Annotated in this window: 13 protein-coding genes; 6 read left to right on the forward strand and 7 right to left on the reverse strand. The window is 71.9% G+C overall.

All coding sequences use genetic code 11. The features are described from left to right. Positions 1–90: 90 nt before the first annotated feature. The 3 genes from AB0F10_RS24260 to AB0F10_RS24270 are packed head-to-tail and all read right to left on the reverse strand — an operon-like array spanning position 91 to position 2493. Positions 91–1431, reverse strand: coding sequence for a M1 family metallopeptidase (locus AB0F10_RS24260; RefSeq protein ID WP_360629152.1), 1341 nt, complete (start codon positions 1429–1431; stop codon positions 91–93). A 34-nt stretch (positions 1432–1465) separates the two neighbouring features. Then, positions 1466–1948 carry an RDD family protein gene (locus tag AB0F10_RS24265; protein WP_360629154.1) on the reverse strand — a complete coding sequence of 161 codons (483 nt, stop codon included), beginning with the start codon at positions 1946–1948 and terminating at the stop codon, positions 1466–1468. Then, positions 1945–2493, reverse strand: a complete 549-nt coding sequence (locus AB0F10_RS24270) for a hypothetical protein (protein ID WP_360629157.1) — start codon at positions 2491–2493, stop codon at positions 1945–1947. The genes AB0F10_RS24265 and AB0F10_RS24270 overlap by 4 nt, the downstream gene beginning before the upstream one ends. 150 nt (positions 2494–2643) lie before the next feature. Here AB0F10_RS24270 and AB0F10_RS24275 point away from each other — a divergent pair, with 150 nt between their 5' ends. From AB0F10_RS24275 to AB0F10_RS24285, 3 genes are read left to right on the forward strand one after another with little or no spacing between them, the layout of a single operon-like run. Beyond that, positions 2644–3315, forward strand: a complete 672-nt coding sequence (locus AB0F10_RS24275) for a helix-turn-helix domain-containing protein (protein ID WP_360629160.1) — start codon at positions 2644–2646, stop codon at positions 3313–3315. A 5-nt stretch (positions 3316–3320) separates the two neighbouring features. Further along, positions 3321–4244: an ABC transporter ATP-binding protein gene (locus tag AB0F10_RS24280; RefSeq protein WP_360629162.1), complete on the forward strand. Its 924-nt coding sequence runs from the start codon at positions 3321–3323 to the stop codon at positions 4242–4244. Next, positions 4241–5830 carry an ABC transporter permease gene (locus tag AB0F10_RS24285; protein WP_360629165.1) on the forward strand — a complete coding sequence of 530 codons (1590 nt, stop codon included), beginning with the start codon at positions 4241–4243 and terminating at the stop codon, positions 5828–5830. The genes AB0F10_RS24280 and AB0F10_RS24285 overlap by 4 nt, the downstream gene beginning before the upstream one ends. Positions 5831–5852: 22 nt before the next feature. On the opposite strand, the gene AB0F10_RS24290 is transcribed toward AB0F10_RS24285, so the two are convergent. Further along, positions 5853–7298, reverse strand: coding sequence for a GGDEF domain-containing protein (locus AB0F10_RS24290; RefSeq protein WP_360629168.1), 1446 nt, complete (start codon positions 7296–7298; stop codon positions 5853–5855). Positions 7299–7476: 178 nt separating this feature from the next. After that, positions 7477–9420: a M4 family metallopeptidase gene (locus AB0F10_RS24295; protein WP_360629171.1), complete on the reverse strand. Its 1944-nt coding sequence runs from the start codon at positions 9418–9420 to the stop codon at positions 7477–7479. Positions 9421–9717: 297 nt separating this feature from the next. Between AB0F10_RS24295 and AB0F10_RS24300 the strand changes: the two genes are divergently transcribed. Together AB0F10_RS24300 and AB0F10_RS24305 are read left to right on the forward strand one after the other, a co-directional pair. Further along, a complete protein-coding gene (locus tag AB0F10_RS24300) occupies positions 9718–11673 on the forward strand; it encodes a translation factor GTPase family protein (RefSeq protein WP_360629174.1) in 1956 nt (651 codons plus the stop codon). A 40-nt stretch (positions 11674–11713) separates the two neighbouring features. Next, positions 11714–11926, forward strand: coding sequence for a hypothetical protein (locus tag AB0F10_RS24305; RefSeq protein ID WP_360629177.1), 213 nt, complete (start codon positions 11714–11716; stop codon positions 11924–11926). Between the two features lie 7 nt (positions 11927–11933). Here the strand turns inward: AB0F10_RS24305 and AB0F10_RS24310 are convergent, their stop codons facing one another. Further along, the gene (locus AB0F10_RS24310) at positions 11934–12674 is read right to left on the reverse strand and encodes an LUD domain-containing protein (RefSeq protein ID WP_360629180.1); all 741 of its coding nucleotides are present in this window, start codon (positions 12672–12674) and stop codon (positions 11934–11936) included. Between the two features lie 153 nt (positions 12675–12827). Here AB0F10_RS24310 and sigJ point away from each other — a divergent pair, with 153 nt between their 5' ends. After that, a complete protein-coding gene (sigJ, locus tag AB0F10_RS24315; RefSeq protein ID WP_360629183.1) occupies positions 12828–13754 on the forward strand; it encodes an RNA polymerase sigma factor SigJ in 927 nt (308 codons plus the stop codon). An 11-nt stretch (positions 13755–13765) separates the two neighbouring features. On the opposite strand, the gene AB0F10_RS24320 is transcribed toward sigJ, so the two are convergent. Beyond that, a complete protein-coding gene (locus AB0F10_RS24320) occupies positions 13766–14989 on the reverse strand; it encodes an Ig-like domain-containing protein (RefSeq protein WP_360629186.1) in 1224 nt (407 codons plus the stop codon). Positions 14990–15083 lie beyond the last annotated feature (94 nt).

Genomic DNA, 15083 nt, shown 5'->3' on the forward strand with positions numbered 1-15083 from the left:
CGGCCGCGCGGGCCCGGACCCGCGGTGCGCCGGCCCGGCCGTCGCGGGCCGGCACCGGCGCTGAACCGGGCGTTCAGCGCCGGCCGGCGCTCAGCCCTCGACGCGGTGCGTCGCCCAGAACGAGGTCAGGCTGGTCGAGCCCGCCGCGGCCTGCGCGGCGGCCTTGAAGTCGGCGACGGTGGAGACGCCGTACCAGTGCGATGCGGCGTACGACTTGAGCAGGCCGGTCATCGCCGTCGTGCCGATCAGCCGGCGCAGGTCGTGCAGCGTGCACTTGCCGTAGCCGTACACGACGGTGCTGTAGCGGCCGGAGTGCTGGTCCCAGTACGCCATCGAGTTGGTCAGCTTCTCGGCCGACGACTGCCAGGTGATCCCGCAGCCCGAGCCGGTCTTGTTGAAGTACAGGTCGGTCGCGTAGTCGGTGAAGCCCTCGTCCAGCCACGGCGTCGTGTACTCGTCGTCGCCGACGATGCCGTAGAACCACTGATGCGCCAGCTCGTGCGCGAGCGCCGTGGAGTTCACCAGGTCCAGCACGAAGCCCGGGTACTCCATGCCGCCGAACCAGAATCCGTTGTCGAGCACCACGTCGGCCTCGCCGTACGGGTAGGCGCCGAAGCGGCCGGCGTGCGCGTCGAGGGAGGCGGTGGCGACGTTCAGCATGGAGGTGGCGCTGCTGGAACTGATCGAGCCGACCGAGTAGACGTTGACGGCCACGCCGCCCGCCGTCCGGCCGCTGATCTTCTTGAACGGCCCGGCACCCCAGGCGAACTCGCGGACCTTCTTGCCCGTCGCGCGGGTGACGGTGCGCCCGGTCGTGCCCGGCGTGTCGGTCGAGGTGCCCGTCGCCGGTACCAGCATCGAGCTCGGGTGGTCGAGCGTGACGTCGTAGTCACTGGCCAGCGCGTAGAACGACTCGCCGTTGTTGGTGTACGGGTCCAGGTGCCAGCCCGCGCCGTCGCGCACGGCCAGCACCGGCAGCGCGTTGCCGATGAAGTAGTAGCTGCCGTCGTGGCCGAACCGGTCGACGCCCGAGGGAACGACGATGCGCAGGTCGAACCCGATGGCGGCGGTCCCGCCCTGGGGCAGGGGCGCGGGCAGGGTGATCTTGAGGGCGGTGCAGCCGACCTGCAGCGCGCCGGCCGTGCCGCCGGTGACGTTGCTGACGGTGACCGGGGTCGACGGGCAGCTGCCGTGGTAGTTGTCCCACAGCCGCAGGTAGACCTCGCTCAGCGCGGTGGCCGACGGGTTGCTGAACGACACGCTCTCGCGCCCGGTCCAGGTGCCGCCGGTGGCGTCGCTGGTGAGCGACAGGGTGTACGCCGGGGTCGCCGGCGTGCGCGTGGAGTCGGCGGCGGCCGCCGTGGCCGGGGTTGCCGGCACCGCGAGTCCCGCGGCGACCGCGAGTACCCCGGTCATCAGTCTGTAGAGCATCTGAGGTCCCGTCGATCGATGATGCTGACATCGATCAGAATGCTCGGGTGCCCCGATCGGCGGCAACGGGGGAACCCCTTGCGGGGGTCGGCACCCGGACCACCACCGTGCGGGCCAGCTTGTCGTGGATCGCCTGGTGGCGGCCGTCCACCAGGGCCCAGACGGCGCCGACCGGGAAGTAGGCGAGCACCAGCGCGCGGACCAGCGCCGACAGCCAGGACAGCGGCCGTTCCCGGGTGGCGAGCACCCGCAGCCCGAGCACCGCCATTCCGGGTGTCCGGCCGGCCAGCGCCCAGAAGAGCGCGCAGTAGATCGCGAGCAGGGCCGGCAGGAACAGCAGGTACGCCGCGGCGGCGGCGTGCGCCAGGTACTGGCTCCGGGAGCCGATGAACGAGGCGATCATGCTCGCGATCGCGGCGCCGCCGGTGAAGAGCAGCGTGACGATGAGGGCGTCCAGCACGTACGCGATCGACCGGCTCACCGCGCCGGCGTACTCGCGGGGGGCGGGAGCGGTCATATGCCGTCGACGAACGGCGGGGCCGGCGCCGGGCGGGGGCCGCGATGGAAGATCCGGAAGGTCAGCCGGTCGACCGCCGAGTCGCCGGCGGCGGCGCCGGTGCGGATCCGGCCGACCAGTTCATCCACCATGGTCTCGCGCTGGCCCTGGATGAGCGCCTGGATCCGATCCGGCTCCTGTTCCAGGAGTTTCAGCACGTCGTCGAGGATCCCGCTGACCAGCGGGCGCAGCACGCGCTCGAGCTGGGCGTCGACGAACCAGTCCACCACCGGCAGCGTGGCGACGGTGGTGACCGCGGAGTGTGCCGCCTCGGTCGCCCGCTTGCGGCCCAGGGTCCGTTCGGCCGCACCGCGCTCGGCGAGTTCGGCGATCCAGCGCCGGCGCCGGGCCGCGACCCGGCGCAGCTCGGCGACGAGCCCCGCGGCGGACTCCTCGGCCTGGTAGGCCGCGCCCACCGCGACGTCGCGCCACCGGAGCGGGGCGGGCTGTTCCGCCTCCGGCACGAGGGTTACTGCGATTACCTGCTCGGACTCAGTGGCCGTCATTCGTCCACGGTGCCCGGCCCGGCGCTCCCGCGGGCCATCCCGTACGGGTGAGCGTGCGGCGACGAATCGGACACCGCACGCATAAAGAGCCCCTTGCGTGGACGCTATACAGGCGTACAGTCGGCTATACGCTTGAGTAGGAGGCGGATCATGGGAGATCCCGTGTTCGAGGACCTGACGGCGCGGGCCCGGATCAGGGACGCCGCGATCCGGCTGTTCGCGGAGGGCGGCACCGGCGGCACGACGGTCCGCGACATCGCTCAGGCCGCAGGCGTGTCACCGGGCCTGCTCCGGCACCACTTCGGGTCCAAGGAGGCACTGCGGGAGGCGTGCGACGGCTACGTGCTGGACCGGCTCGTGCAGATCAAGGAGGAGCTCCTCCTCGAGAACAAAATGGCCAGCCCGGGCTTCCTGCCGTCGGTCCACCCCACGATCCTGCTCTTCTACCGGTACGTCACCCGGGCGCTGCTCGACGGCTCGCCCCGCGCCGCGGCGCTGTTCGACGACATGGTGCTGCTGACGGAGCAGTGGATCGGCAAGAACGCGCCGGACGTCACCACGGACTACCGGGGGTTCGCGGCGGTGCTCGTCGGCATGCAGTCCGGGATCCTCGCGATGCACGACCACGTGTCCCGCGCCCTGGGCGTCGACATCTTCACCGCCGGCGGGCACGTGCGCATGGCCGGCGCGCTCGCCGACTTCTACTCACATCCGCTGCTCGACCCCGAGTTCGCCGCCCAGGCGCGCCGGGCGATGGAGCCGCTGCAATCCACCGAAACACCTACCGCCGCCGGGGACGACCCCGGGGCCGAAGGAGCATGAGGATCATGACCGAGGCGATCCGCGCAGACGCGCTGGTCAAGACGTTCGGGAGCACGCGTGCGCTCGACGGGCTCGATCTAGTGGTGCAGGCCGGGGAGGTGCACGGCTTCCTCGGCCCCAACGGCGCGGGGAAGTCCACCACCATCCGGGTCCTGCTCGGGCTGCTGCGCGCCGACTCGGGCACCGCCCGGCTGCTCGGCGGCGACCCGTGGCGCGACACCGCGGAGCTGCACCGCCGCCTGGCGTACGTGCCCGGCGACGTCACCCTGTGGCCCGGCCTGTCCGGCGGCGAGGTGATCGACCTGCTGGGCCGGCTGCGTGGCGGCCTCGACACCCGGCGCCGAGCCGAGTTGCTGGAGCGCTTCGACCTCGACCCGAGCAAGAAGGCCCGGACCTACTCGAAGGGCAACCGGCAGAAGGTCGCGCTCATCGCCGCCCTCGCCTCCGACGTGGACCTGCTCCTGCTCGACGAGCCGACCTCCGGCCTCGACCCGCTGATGGAGGAGGTCTTCCGCCAGGTGATCCGCGAGGAGCAGGGGCGCGACGGGCGCACCGTCCTGCTCTCCAGCCACATCCTCGCCGAGGTCGAGGCGCTCTGCGACCGGGTGACCATCATCCGCGACGGGCGGGCGGTGGAGACCGGCACGCTCGCCGGCATGCGGCACCTGACCCGCACCTCGATCCAGGTCGACCTCGCCGGGCCGGCGACCGGCCTCGACGCCATGCCCGGCGTGCACGACCTCCGGTCGCACAACGGCACCCTGCGCTTCGATGTGGACACCGCCGAGCTCGACGCGGTGCTGCGACAGCTCACCGCGGTGGGCGTGCGGAGCCTGACCAGCCAGCCGCCGACCCTCGAGGAGCTCTTCCTGCGCCACTACGACCGGGCGCAGCCCGACGCGAAGCACCGGACGGGGGTGTCCCGGTGAACTCGTTGACCGGCACCCTCGCCCTGGCGCGGCTGGCGCTGCGGCTCGACCGGGTCCGGCTGACCGTGTGGGTGCTCGGGCTCTCGGTGATGCCGATGGGCACGGCGGCCAACTACTTCAAGCTCTACCCGACCGAGGCGGACCTGCGCGCGGTGAGCGACGTCCTCACCAACCCGTCGCTGGTCGCGCTGAGCGGCCCGCTCACCGCGGTGTCGATCGGCGCGCTGACCGCGTGGAAGATCGGCGTGACCGAGTTCATCCTGATCGCGCTGATGAGCCTGCTGACCGTCGTGCGGCACACCCGCACCGAGGAGGAGACCGGCCGGCTCGAGCTCCTGCGCGCCACGGTGATCGGGCGGCACGCGCCGCTCACCGCCGCCCTGCTGGTCACCGCGCTGGCGAACGTGACCATCGCGGTACTCATCGCGCTCGGGCTGATGGCGACCGGGCTGCCGGCCGCCGGTTCGGTGGCGTTCGGCCTCGCGACCGGACTGGTCGGGATGCTGTTCGCGGCGATCGCGGCGACGGCCGCGCAGCTCACCCAGAGCGCCCGGGCGGCCACCGGCATCGCCGGCGCCGTCCTCGGCGGCACCTACCTGCTGCGCGCCGTCGGCGACACCGGGCCGACCTGGCTGAGCTGGCTGTCGCCCACCGGCTGGGCGCTGCACCTGCACCCGTACGCGGATGAGCAGTGGTGGGTGGCCGCGCTGTTCGCCGGGGCCTCGGCCCTGTTCGCCTGGGCCGGCTACGCGCTGGTGAATCGCCGGGACGTCGGCGCCGGCCTGCTGGCGGAGCGGCCCGGTCCCGTCGGGGCGTCTCCCGCCCTGCGCAGCCCGCTCGCGCTGGCCTGGCGGCTGCACCGCGGCCTGCTCCTCGGCTGGACCGTCGCGCTGGCGCTGACCGGGGCGGTCATGGGCGGCGCCGCCGCCGGCATCGGGAACATGAAATCGCCGAACCAGCAGCTCACCGACGTCCTGACCCGGATGGGCGGCAACAACGGCCTCACCGACGCGTTCCTCGCCGCGATCTTCGGCATCACCGGCATGGTCGCCGGCGCCTACACGGTGCAGGCGACGCTGCGGCTGCGCCAGGAGGAGAGCAGCGGGCGGGTCGAGATGCTGCTGGCCACGCGCGTCGGCCGGCTGCGCTGGGCGGCGAGCCACCTGGCGTTCGCCGTGCTCGGGACGGTGCTGCTGATGGCCGTGGCGGGCGTCGCGGGCGGCCTCGCGTACGGCGCGCAGGTCGGCGACGTCGGCGGGCAGGTCGGGCGGCTGCTCGGCGCCGCGCTGGTGCAGTTGCCGGCCACCTGGGTGCTGGCCGGATTCGGCGTCACCCTGATCGGCCTGGCGCCGCGGCACGCCTCGCTGACCTGGGCCGCGCTCATCCTGTCGGTCCTGCTCGTCGAGTTCGGCGCGCTGTTCGGGCTGAACCAGTGGATCGTCGACCTCACCCCGTTCGCGCACGTGCCGAAGCTGCCCGGCGCCGCGTTCACCGCCGCGCCGGTCCTGTGGCTCACCGTCCTGGCCGCCGGCCTGGGAGCGGCCGGGCTCGCCGGGCTGCGCCGCAGGGACATGCCGGTGACGTGACCACGCCGGGGTCAGGCCGGGGTCAGGCCGGTGCCATTTCCGGGCCGGCCTCGGCGATCCGGTTGCGGCCCTCGCTCTTCGCCCGGTACAGGGCGACGTCGGCGCGGCTGGTCAGCTCGTCCGAGGTCTCGGTGCCGTCCCAGGTGGCCACGCCGGCCGAGAAGGTCTGCCCCAGCGGCGTGGCCAGCCGCATCCGGTCGACCACCTCGCAGGCCTGCGCGGTGGTCGCGTCGGGCAGCAGCACGACGAACTCCTCGCCGCCGTAGCGGGCCAGGTGGTCGACGGTTCGCAGCTGCTCCTGCCAGGCCGCGGCGGCCTCCTTGAGCATGCGGTCGCCGGCGGGGTGCCCGTACGCGTCGTTGAAGAGCTTGAAATGGTCGATGTCGATGATGGCCACGGACATCGGGGCGCCGGTGCGCCGGACCCGCTCGATGGTGCGGGGGAGCTCGATGTTCCAGGCGCGCCGGTTGGGCAGGCCCGTCAGTTCGTCGGTGACGGCGAGATCCCGCACCCGTTCGCTCTGCAGGTCCAGCTGGGTCAGCACCTGCGACATCCGGGTCACGACCAGCAGGAACAGGGCGGTGCAACCGATCGCGATGGCCAGCCCGTCGGTGACCTGGTGCTGCAGCGTCTGCATGAGCAGCAGCGCGGGCCCGATCAGCGAGGTGAGCGTCAGCAGCAGGAGCAACGACCGGCTGAACCGCATGGGCCGGGGCGCGGCGATGCGGCCGAGCGAGCGGACGTCGGGGTGCAGGGCGGCCGCGCCGAACAGCAGGTAGCCGCCGAGGAACACGGCGCTGAGCAGTTTGTGCGGCATGGGCCCGGGCTCCCAGACCAGCTGGTTGATGACGGCCCAGATGGTGTCGCCGCCGAGGAAGCAGACAAGCGCGGCGCACATGAGCCGGAAGGAGCCGTTGCGGCCGCTGCCGCTGAGCACCAGCCGGATGGTCATGGCGAGCAGCACGATGTCGCCGACCGGGTAGGCGACGCTGACGATGTGGCCGATCAGGCCGATCGACTCGTCCATCGCGGCGGGCTTCACCATGAAGATCCAGGCGAGCAGCCCCATCCCGGTGGTCAGGGTGCTGGCGTCGACCAGGCTGGACCAGTCCCGGCGTGCCGTGCGGCGGTGGATCAGCAGGATCAGTCCGGCCGCCGCGGCCGGGTAGAACGACAGGTAGGCGGCGTCGGCCAACGAGGGGAAGCCGGGGTCCGCCTGGATGCGGGCGAGGATCGCCTCGATCAGGATGCCGGTGGAGTTGCCGGCCACCGCGATCGCGAACAGCCACCACGGCGCGGACACGGCGGGCCGGTTGCGCCGTATGCCGATGATGATGCCCGCGGCGCCGATCCAGCCACAGGCGATCTGCCACCCGGTCTGTGCCGGGCCGCCGTCGGGTACGGCCAGGGAGCCGAGCACGGCGACCACGGCGACGACCAGGTAGACGCGCAGCCAACGGCTTGACATGACCCGACCGTCCTTCGACTCGACCTGCTGCGGGTCGTCCCGCAACCTTCGACCAATGGCATCAGCCGACGGGTGCATGACACGGGCGTACCCGGTTGCAGGTCAGTGGCGCATCCACGCAGAGGGCCGGCGCTTTCGCAGCCGGCCCTCTGTCAGTTGGATCCGCGTCGCAGAATGATCAGACGGTGAGGGTCCAGGTGTTGATGTAGCCGGTGTCGGCCGAGTACTTGTCCTGCACCTTCAGCCGCCACGTGCCGTTGGCGGTGGTCTCGCTCGACAGGTTCTTGGTGTACGTGGTGCTCACGTTGTCCGCGCTGTCGCTGGTCGAGGTCGCCTTCAGGTTGTAGACCGTGCCGTCCGGTGCCACCAGGTCGACCTGCAGGTCACCGCGGTAGGTGTGGACGATGTTCACCGCGATCGTCGAGGTCGACGAGGCGGCGCGGGCGCAGCCGCTGATCGCGATGTCGCTGTAGACGGCCGCACCGGCGTCCGGAACCGTGACATCGGTGCCGTTGGTGCCGGTGCAGGCGGTGCCGGTCGGCGGGGTGGTGGGCGGGGTGGTCGGCGGCGTGGTGGAGCCGGTGCAGGTCGGGTCCGCCGACTGGGCCGGCACGCTGACGGCGGTCCAGGCCGCCTTGACCGTGTTGAACTCGGTGCAGCTGCCCGGGTAGAGCGACTTCGCCGCGGTCAGCGTCCAGGTGCGGTACTTCAGGTACGACGAGCTGGAGGTCTTCAGCAGCATCGCGTTGTACATGATCTTGATGGCCTTCTGGATGCCCAGCCCGGTCACCGTGGTGCTGTTGCAGGTGGTGCTGGCGGGCTGGCCGTTGCCGCTGGTGCCCTGCGCGAGCAGGTAGAACCAGTGGTTGCCGGGGCCGGCCGCCGCGTGCACCTCGTCGGAGGGGGTGCTGCTGGAGTAGCAGTTGTCGTCTCCGGCAAGCGACGGGTTGTACATGTAACGGATCGGGCCGCTGCCGACCAGGTTGACCTCTTCGCCGACCTGGTAGTCCGGCGCGTCGTTCGGGTTGTTCGCGTAGAACTCGGTGGCCGCGCCGAAGGTGTCCGCGACGAACTCCTGGGTGTTGCCGTTGGAGATGCCGCCCGGCGTGTTGTCGTCGATGCCGTGACCCAGCTCGTGGCCGACCACGTCCGCGGAGGAGATCCACTGGCCGGCGGTGTTCTTGCCGATCTGGACCTGGTTGCCGTCGTAGTACGCGTTCTGGTCGTTCAGGCCGACCCGGATCGGCCACGCGCCGCCGCTGCCGTTCTGCCCGCTACGCCCGAGCCAGCTCGACAGCATCGCGGTCTGCTGCTGCGCCACGTAGAACGCGTCGACGCAGCCGGTCTCCTTGCTGGTGCCCACTCCGGTGCCCCAGGCGTTGTCGCTGCCGGAGAACGTCGTGTTGGTCGAGGCGTCCTGACAGGTCAGGGTCGTCTGCGACGGGTCCTTCATCGAGTAGGTCGACCCCGACAGCGTCGTGTTGATCGACACCGACCCGTTGATCCAGCCGCTGCCGGTGCCCGCGACGTCGGTGACGTGCTCGTAGGTGCGCAGCACCTTGCCGGAGGCCGCGTCCACGTCGACGGTCAGCCGGCTGACGCCCTCGGCGCCGACACCGTTGACCGTGGACTCCCAGGCCAGCGCCGCAGTCCTGCCCTCGGGGGCCACCACGACCAGCTTGGTGCCCTCGACGCTCTTCACCGACGTGAGCTGCTGCTTGGCGATCGCCGTCGCATCGGTGCTGGACAGCTTCGCCGTGGTCGACAGCTCGCCGATCGGGCTCGACTGCGCGACCGAGGTGTAGGTGGTCCGCCCGGACGAGTCGGTCTGCACGACGAAGTCGCCGCCGATGACGGGCAGTCCCTTGTAGCTGCGGGTGTAGGGGACGTACTGCATCCCGGCTGAGGAGATCACCTTCCCCTGCTGGAAGGTGTCGTGCTGGCTCGCCTGCAGCGCCGCCGGCCGGCTCGCGACCAGCGCGTCGGCCTTGGTCGCGGCGAGGCTGGCCTGCGCGGCCGGATCCGCGGGCTGAGCGGTGACGGGTCCGGTTACCGCGACCACGGCGGCCGCGGCCGCGGTTCCGGCCGTCAGCGCGATGATCAGGGGGGTTCGACGTTTCACGACGTACTCCTTCCCCGCCCAGGGGGGTGGGCGGGCTCACGTTGAAGGAGACGATAGGCATCGATGGTGGTGATCGAAAATGGGGGAAACCCTTGCGCTACCCCGCGGTAGGGAACCCTCGGTGCTTCCTGCGGCTTATGTCCGGCGGCGTAATCAACCGGGTATCGCTTCGTAATCCGGTGGCGGACGGTTCGGCGGGCTGGTAGTTCTGGAGACTGGCCACCACACGACCAGGAGTGACAATGCGAGCAGCTTCCACGCTTCGGGCCCTTGACCGTCCTACCGTGGAGTTCCGCCTTGCCCTTGTTGAACCTCGGAATCGTCGCCCATGTTGACGCCGGAAAGACCAGCCTGACCGAGCGCCTGCTCTACGAGGCCGGTGCCGTGTCCCGGCCCGGGAGCGTCGACGCCGGCACGACGCGTACCGACTCCATGGAGCTGGAGCGCCGGCGCGGCATCACCATCCGGGCGGCCGTCACGTCCATCGCGATCGGCGACCTGACCATCAACCTGCTGGACACGCCGGGCCACCCCGATTTCATCGCGGAGGTCGAGCGTTCGCTGGCCGTGCTGGACGCCGCCGTGCTGGTGGTGTCCGGTGTGGAGGGCGTGCAGCCGCAGACCGTCGCCATCTGGCGTGCGCTGCGCCGCATCGGCGTGCCGACGGTGTTCTTCGTGAACAAGGTGGACCGCGGCGGCGCCGACGTCGACCGGGTGCTGACCCAGATCCGGCGGCGGCTCGCGGCAAACCCGGTCCTGCTCACCGCCGTCGCCGGTCAGGGCGGCCGCGAAGCCCGGGTACGGGCGCTCCGCCTCGACGCCGAGCCGTTGGTGGAGGCGGTCGCGGAGGTCGACGACGCGGTGGCGGCGCGCTGGCTGACCGGCGAGCCGGCCCGCGTCCGCGACGTGCGCCGCGCGATCCGGCACGCGGTGCGCCGCGCCGAACTCGTCCCGGTGGCGTGCGGCTCGGCGATCACCGGTGCCGGGGTGCGGCAGCTGTGCCACCTCCTCGCCGAGCTGCTGCCCCGCGGCGAGGAACGGCCCGGTCCGCTGGCCGGCACGGTCTTCGCCGTCGACCGCGACGGCCACGGCCGGCGGGCCTGGCTGCGGTTGTGGTCCGGGCGGCTGCGGGTGCGCGACCGGGTGCAGCTCGCCGGCGCCCGGCCGCAGACGGTGACCCAGATCGCCGTCACCGAGCCCGCCGGCGTCCTGGTGCGCCCGTCGGCGTCCGCCGGGCAGATCGCGGCCGTGCGCGGCCTGTCGGCCCGGGTCGGCCAGCACGTCGGCGACCCGCCGCGGCGGCACGCCTACCGCTTCCCGCCGGCGACCAGGCAGGCGCTCGTCGAGCCCGTCGAGCCCGCACAGCGCCTGGCGATGTTCGCCGGCCTCACCGAGCTGGCCGACGAGGATCCGCTTGTCGACCTGCGGCTCGACGAGCGGCAGGAGCAGGCGGTGGTCCGGCTGCACGGCGAGGTCCAGAAGGAGGTGCTCGCCGCGCTGCTCGAGGACCGGTACGGCGTCCGGGTGCGGTTCTCCGGCACCCTGACGGCCTGCATCGAGCGGGTCGCCGGCACCGGAGCCGCCGAGGACCGGGTGAACCAGCGCGGCAACCCGTACCTGGCCGGCGTCGGGCTGCGCATCGACGCGGCCCCGGTCGGGCACGGTATCGAGTTCCGAGCGGGCATCGAGCCCGGCCGGCTGCCGCCGGCGTTCGTCGCGGCCACGGAGGAGGGCGTGCGGGCCGCGCTGCGGCAGGGCCGGCACGGCTGGCCGGTCACCGACTGCACGGTCACCATGACGTCCTCGCAGTACTGGCCGCGGCAGAGCAGGCCACACCAGAAGTTCGACAAGTCGATCTCGTCCGTGGCGGCGGACTTCCGCAACCTGGCCCCGGTGGTGGTGGCCGCGGCGCTGCGCGAGGCCGGCAGCCGGGTATGCCAGCCGATCGAGCGGTTCGACGTCAACTTCCCGCACCACACGGTGGACACGGTGATGGCGCTGCTCGGCCGGCTGGGCGCGGTGGTCCACGACACCGCAGCCGCGGGCGGGTACCTCGAGGTGAGCGGCGTCCTGCCGTCCTCGCGGATACCGCAGGTCAACGCCGCCCTGCCGGACCTCACCGGCGGCGAGGCCGTGCTGAGCACCCGCTTCGACCACTACGCGGCGATCACCGGCGAGGACCCGCCGGCGCTGCCCCGCCGCGGGCCGGATCCGGAGGACCGGGAGGCGTGGTTCCGCGCGGTGCCCCGGTAGGCCGGGTCAGCCGGCGTACTGCTCGACCAGGCCGGCCAGGATGCCGCGGGCCTGGTTCAGGTGGTCGATCTGGTGCTCGATCCGGCCCAGTTCCGAGCGCAGCCGCTCGGCCAGCCACGGCGCGGGCGACTTCGAGCTGGTCGCCCTCGGGCGCATCCTGCTCGGCAACCCGGCCTGGGTGACCCTCGCCGCGACCGGCCGGCTCGACGAGATCCACGACTACCGCAAGGCCGACGAGGACACCTACTTCTGAGCCCCCGTCAGTAGCCGATGGCCTCGCGCAGCAGCAGGACGATGCCGCGCCCGGGCTGGGTCTCGGCGTTGAGGACGAGCAGGCGGTTGACCGCGCTCGGCCGGCCGTAGACCTCCTGGGCGCGGGCCGACTCGAGCGGCAGGGCGTGCTCCTCGAGCCGGCGCATGGCGGTGTCCAGGTCGGGCACCACCTTCTGCGCCCCGACCACCCAGATCGCCGTCCCGGCGCCGCCGCCGGCGGCCGGCAACTGGCTGCCGCTGCCCGAGGCGATGACGAGCGAGCCGGTCTCGGTGACCGCCGTGACGCTGGCGACGAAGACGTCCGGGGTGGCCACCAGCCGGCGGATCCGGCCGGACTCGGTGGCGCGGTCCATCCTCAGCACCTGCGGCCGGAGGGCCTGACAGCGGTCGCCCGCCTCGATGTCCGCCTCGATGCCGGAGAGCCGAAGGGTCTCGCTGGCCCCGGTGAACACGCTCGCGCCCGCCGGGATCAGGTCCCTGACCCGGGCGCGGGCCGCCGCGGCGTCGTCGAGCAGTTCGGCGGTGAAACCGTTGGCCCGCAGCGCCGCGACCGCCCGGTCCAGCCGCTCGGCGGACGCCGGCGCGGCGAAGTCACCGGCCGCCCCGGTGCCGGGCGCCGAGCCCGCCAGCGGGGTGCTGTCGTGGTCGCGCATCATCGCCGCGTCGGTGAACTCGCCGCGCAGCGCCTCGATCTCGACGCGGTCGGCGATCTCCTGGAAGTCGTTCATGCGGGGCTTCCTGTCCTGTGGGTGAATTGCTGGTCTTCACCGGTACGACAAGGCAGCCCCGCCGAATGTGAGGTGCGGCCGCGGACCTCACAATCCGCGGCGCTGATCTGTCGTACTGGAGAAGGCACGCGAACGAGGAGGCCGGAGGGGCGTATGGGTACCCCGTCGGAACGGGACAGCGAACTGGGCGCGATCATGGGCGAGCGGCGGCAACTGCTCAACCTCGCGTACCGGCTGCTCGGCTCGCTGGCCGACGCGGAGGACGTCGTGCAGGAGACCTACACCCGCTGGTACGCGATGTCACGGGCGGAGCAGGAGTCCATCGGGTCCCCGGGCGCCTGGCTGACGACGGTGGCCAGCCGCCTCTGCCTGAACCTGCTCGGCTCGGCGCGCGCCCGGCGCGAGGTCTACGTCGGCGAGTGGATCCCGGAGCCGCTGCCCGCCCCGGCCGAATGGCACGCCGGCGCGGCGGGTGGTGCCGGCGTGGACCCCGCCGACCGGATCACCCTCGACGAGTCGGTGACCATGGCCCTGCTGGTGGTGTTCGAGTCGATGACCCCGGCCGAGCGCGTCGCGTTCGTGCTGCACGACGTCTTCCGATACCCGTTCGCCGAGGTGTCCGAGATCGTCGGCCGCAGCCCGGCGGCGTGTCGTCAGCTGGCGTCCTCGGCCCGCCGCCGCGTCGCCGCCGCGCGGGCCGAGACGAGCCCGGACCCGGCCCGGCAGGCGAGCGTCGTCCGGCGCTTCAAGGCGGCCTGGGAGGCGCAGGACATCGAGGCCCTGATCGGCCTGCTCGACCCGGACGCCGTCGCGGTCTCCGACGGCGGCGGCCGCGTCATCGCGCACCTGCTGCCGATCGAGGGCGCCGAGCGGATCGCCCGCCTCTACGAGACGATCGCGCGGCTCGCGCCGCCCCGGAGGATCCTCGAGCGTACGGTCAACGGGCTGCCCGGCCTGGTGTTCGAGTCCGAGGGCCGGACCGACACGGTGTTCGCCTTCGAGATCTCCGACAACGACCGGATCACGCACATCTGGGCGGTGCGCAACCCGGACAAGCTCCGCACCTGGCGGGTTTCCTGACCGCCGGGGGATCAGTCGCCGTACTTGGCGAACGGGACCGTCCAGTCGCCGAGCCCGTTCCAGATCGCGAGCGGCCTCGGGCTGTGCTTGACGTCGACGATGTCGCCGATGTGGAAGTTCTGGTAGACCCACTTGGCGTCGGCCGTGCTGAGGTTGACGCAGCCGTGCGACAGGTTGGCCCGGCCCAGCGAGCGGTTCCACGGTGCGGCGTGCAGGAACTCGCCGGAGTTGCTGATGCGCGTGCAGTATTCGATGTCCTCGGCCCCGTAGAAGTTCGGGTCCTTGGGGTCGGTGATGCCGTAGCTGGCGGAGCTCATGCTGTGCACCCGCTCCTTGGAGAGCACGACGTGGGGGCCGCCGGTCGTCCAGTAGCTGATCTTCTCGCCGTTCTGGCCGGTGGTGGAGCCGCCCTTGCCGAGGCTGCTGCGCATGGTGCGCACGAGCTTGCCGTCGATGTAGACCTTCGTCAGGTGCGAACGGTTGTCGCTGATCGCGACCAGTTGACGCTCGACCTTGAAGTGGGTCGACGCGTTCTTCGCCCCGTACACCGTCTTGCCGAGCTTGACGCCGAACGCGTCGACCTTGACCTTGACGGTCGTGCCGGCGGTCCAGTATTTCTCCGGCCGCCAGTGCACGGTCCTGCTGTTGGACCAGTAGAACTTGCCCTCGACGGCGGGCGAGGTGGTGATCTCGATGGCCTTCTCGGCCGCGGCCTTGTTGACGGACCGGCTGAACGCGATGATCACCGGCTGCCCGGCGCCGTAGGCGTGGCCGGTCTTGAGGGAGCTCATCCCGTTTGCCTGGAAGGTGATCCTCGCCAGGTTGTCCGGCTTGACCGTGCTGAAGGTGGAGGTGTGCTCGCTGGCCGTGCCGAGGCTGTCGGTGGCGGTCGTGACCACCTCGTAGGTCTTGCCGTAGGCGAGGTCGTCGGTCGAGCGCCAGGTCCCGTCGGCCTGCACGGAGCCGGCGATCTTCGTCTTGCCGCTGGTGACGGTCACCGACTGCAGCTTGCCGCCCGCGGCCGCGACGACGATCGGCTTCGCCGGCGACACGCCCTTGGCCCCGCTCTCCGGCGTCACGGTCAGCTGAACCGGCGCGGCGGCGGGACCATCGTTCGCCACCGGCTCGACCCAGGCGGTGGCGCCGCTCGCCGAACCGTGGGACGAGCACCCGGCGGCCATCGCGGCCGTGGCCACGCCGAGTGCGCCGATGATGACCTTGCGTCGCTGAATCATTGCTCTCACAATCGAGGGGTCCCGGTCGGCGCCATCCGTGGCCGTACCAGACAAGACGCGGCTGAGGCTCGAAATGTTGCCTGTCAAGTCGATC

This window comes from Actinoplanes sp. NPDC026623 (genome assembly GCF_040638275.1).
In the GTDB taxonomy this organism is placed as follows: domain Bacteria; phylum Actinomycetota; class Actinomycetes; order Mycobacteriales; family Micromonosporaceae; genus Actinoplanes.

Bases quoted from the DNA above. Each gene is read 5' to 3' on its own strand.
- AB0F10_RS24260 (WP_360629152.1), bottom strand. From the start codon at position 1,431: ATGCTCTACAGACTGATGACCGGGGTACTCGCGGTCGCCGCGGGACTC.
- AB0F10_RS24265 (WP_360629154.1), bottom strand. From the start codon at position 1,948: ATGACCGCTCCCGCCCCCCGCGAGTACGCCGGCGCGGTGAGCCGGTCG.
- AB0F10_RS24270 (WP_360629157.1), bottom strand. From the start codon at position 2,493: ATGACGGCCACTGAGTCCGAGCAGGTAATCGCAGTAACCCTCGTGCCG.
- AB0F10_RS24275 (WP_360629160.1), top strand. From the start codon at position 2,644: ATGGGAGATCCCGTGTTCGAGGACCTGACGGCGCGGGCCCGGATCAGG.
- AB0F10_RS24280 (WP_360629162.1), top strand. From the start codon at position 3,321: ATGACCGAGGCGATCCGCGCAGACGCGCTGGTCAAGACGTTCGGGAGC.
- AB0F10_RS24290 (WP_360629168.1), bottom strand. From the start codon at position 7,298: ATGTCAAGCCGTTGGCTGCGCGTCTACCTGGTCGTCGCCGTGGTCGCC.
- AB0F10_RS24305 (WP_360629177.1), top strand. From the start codon at position 11,714: ATGCCGCGGGCCTGGTTCAGGTGGTCGATCTGGTGCTCGATCCGGCCC.
- AB0F10_RS24310 (WP_360629180.1), bottom strand. From the start codon at position 12,674: ATGAACGACTTCCAGGAGATCGCCGACCGCGTCGAGATCGAGGCGCTG.
- sigJ (WP_360629183.1), top strand. From the start codon at position 12,828: ATGGGTACCCCGTCGGAACGGGACAGCGAACTGGGCGCGATCATGGGC.
- AB0F10_RS24320 (WP_360629186.1), bottom strand. From the start codon at position 14,989: ATGATTCAGCGACGCAAGGTCATCATCGGCGCACTCGGCGTGGCCACG.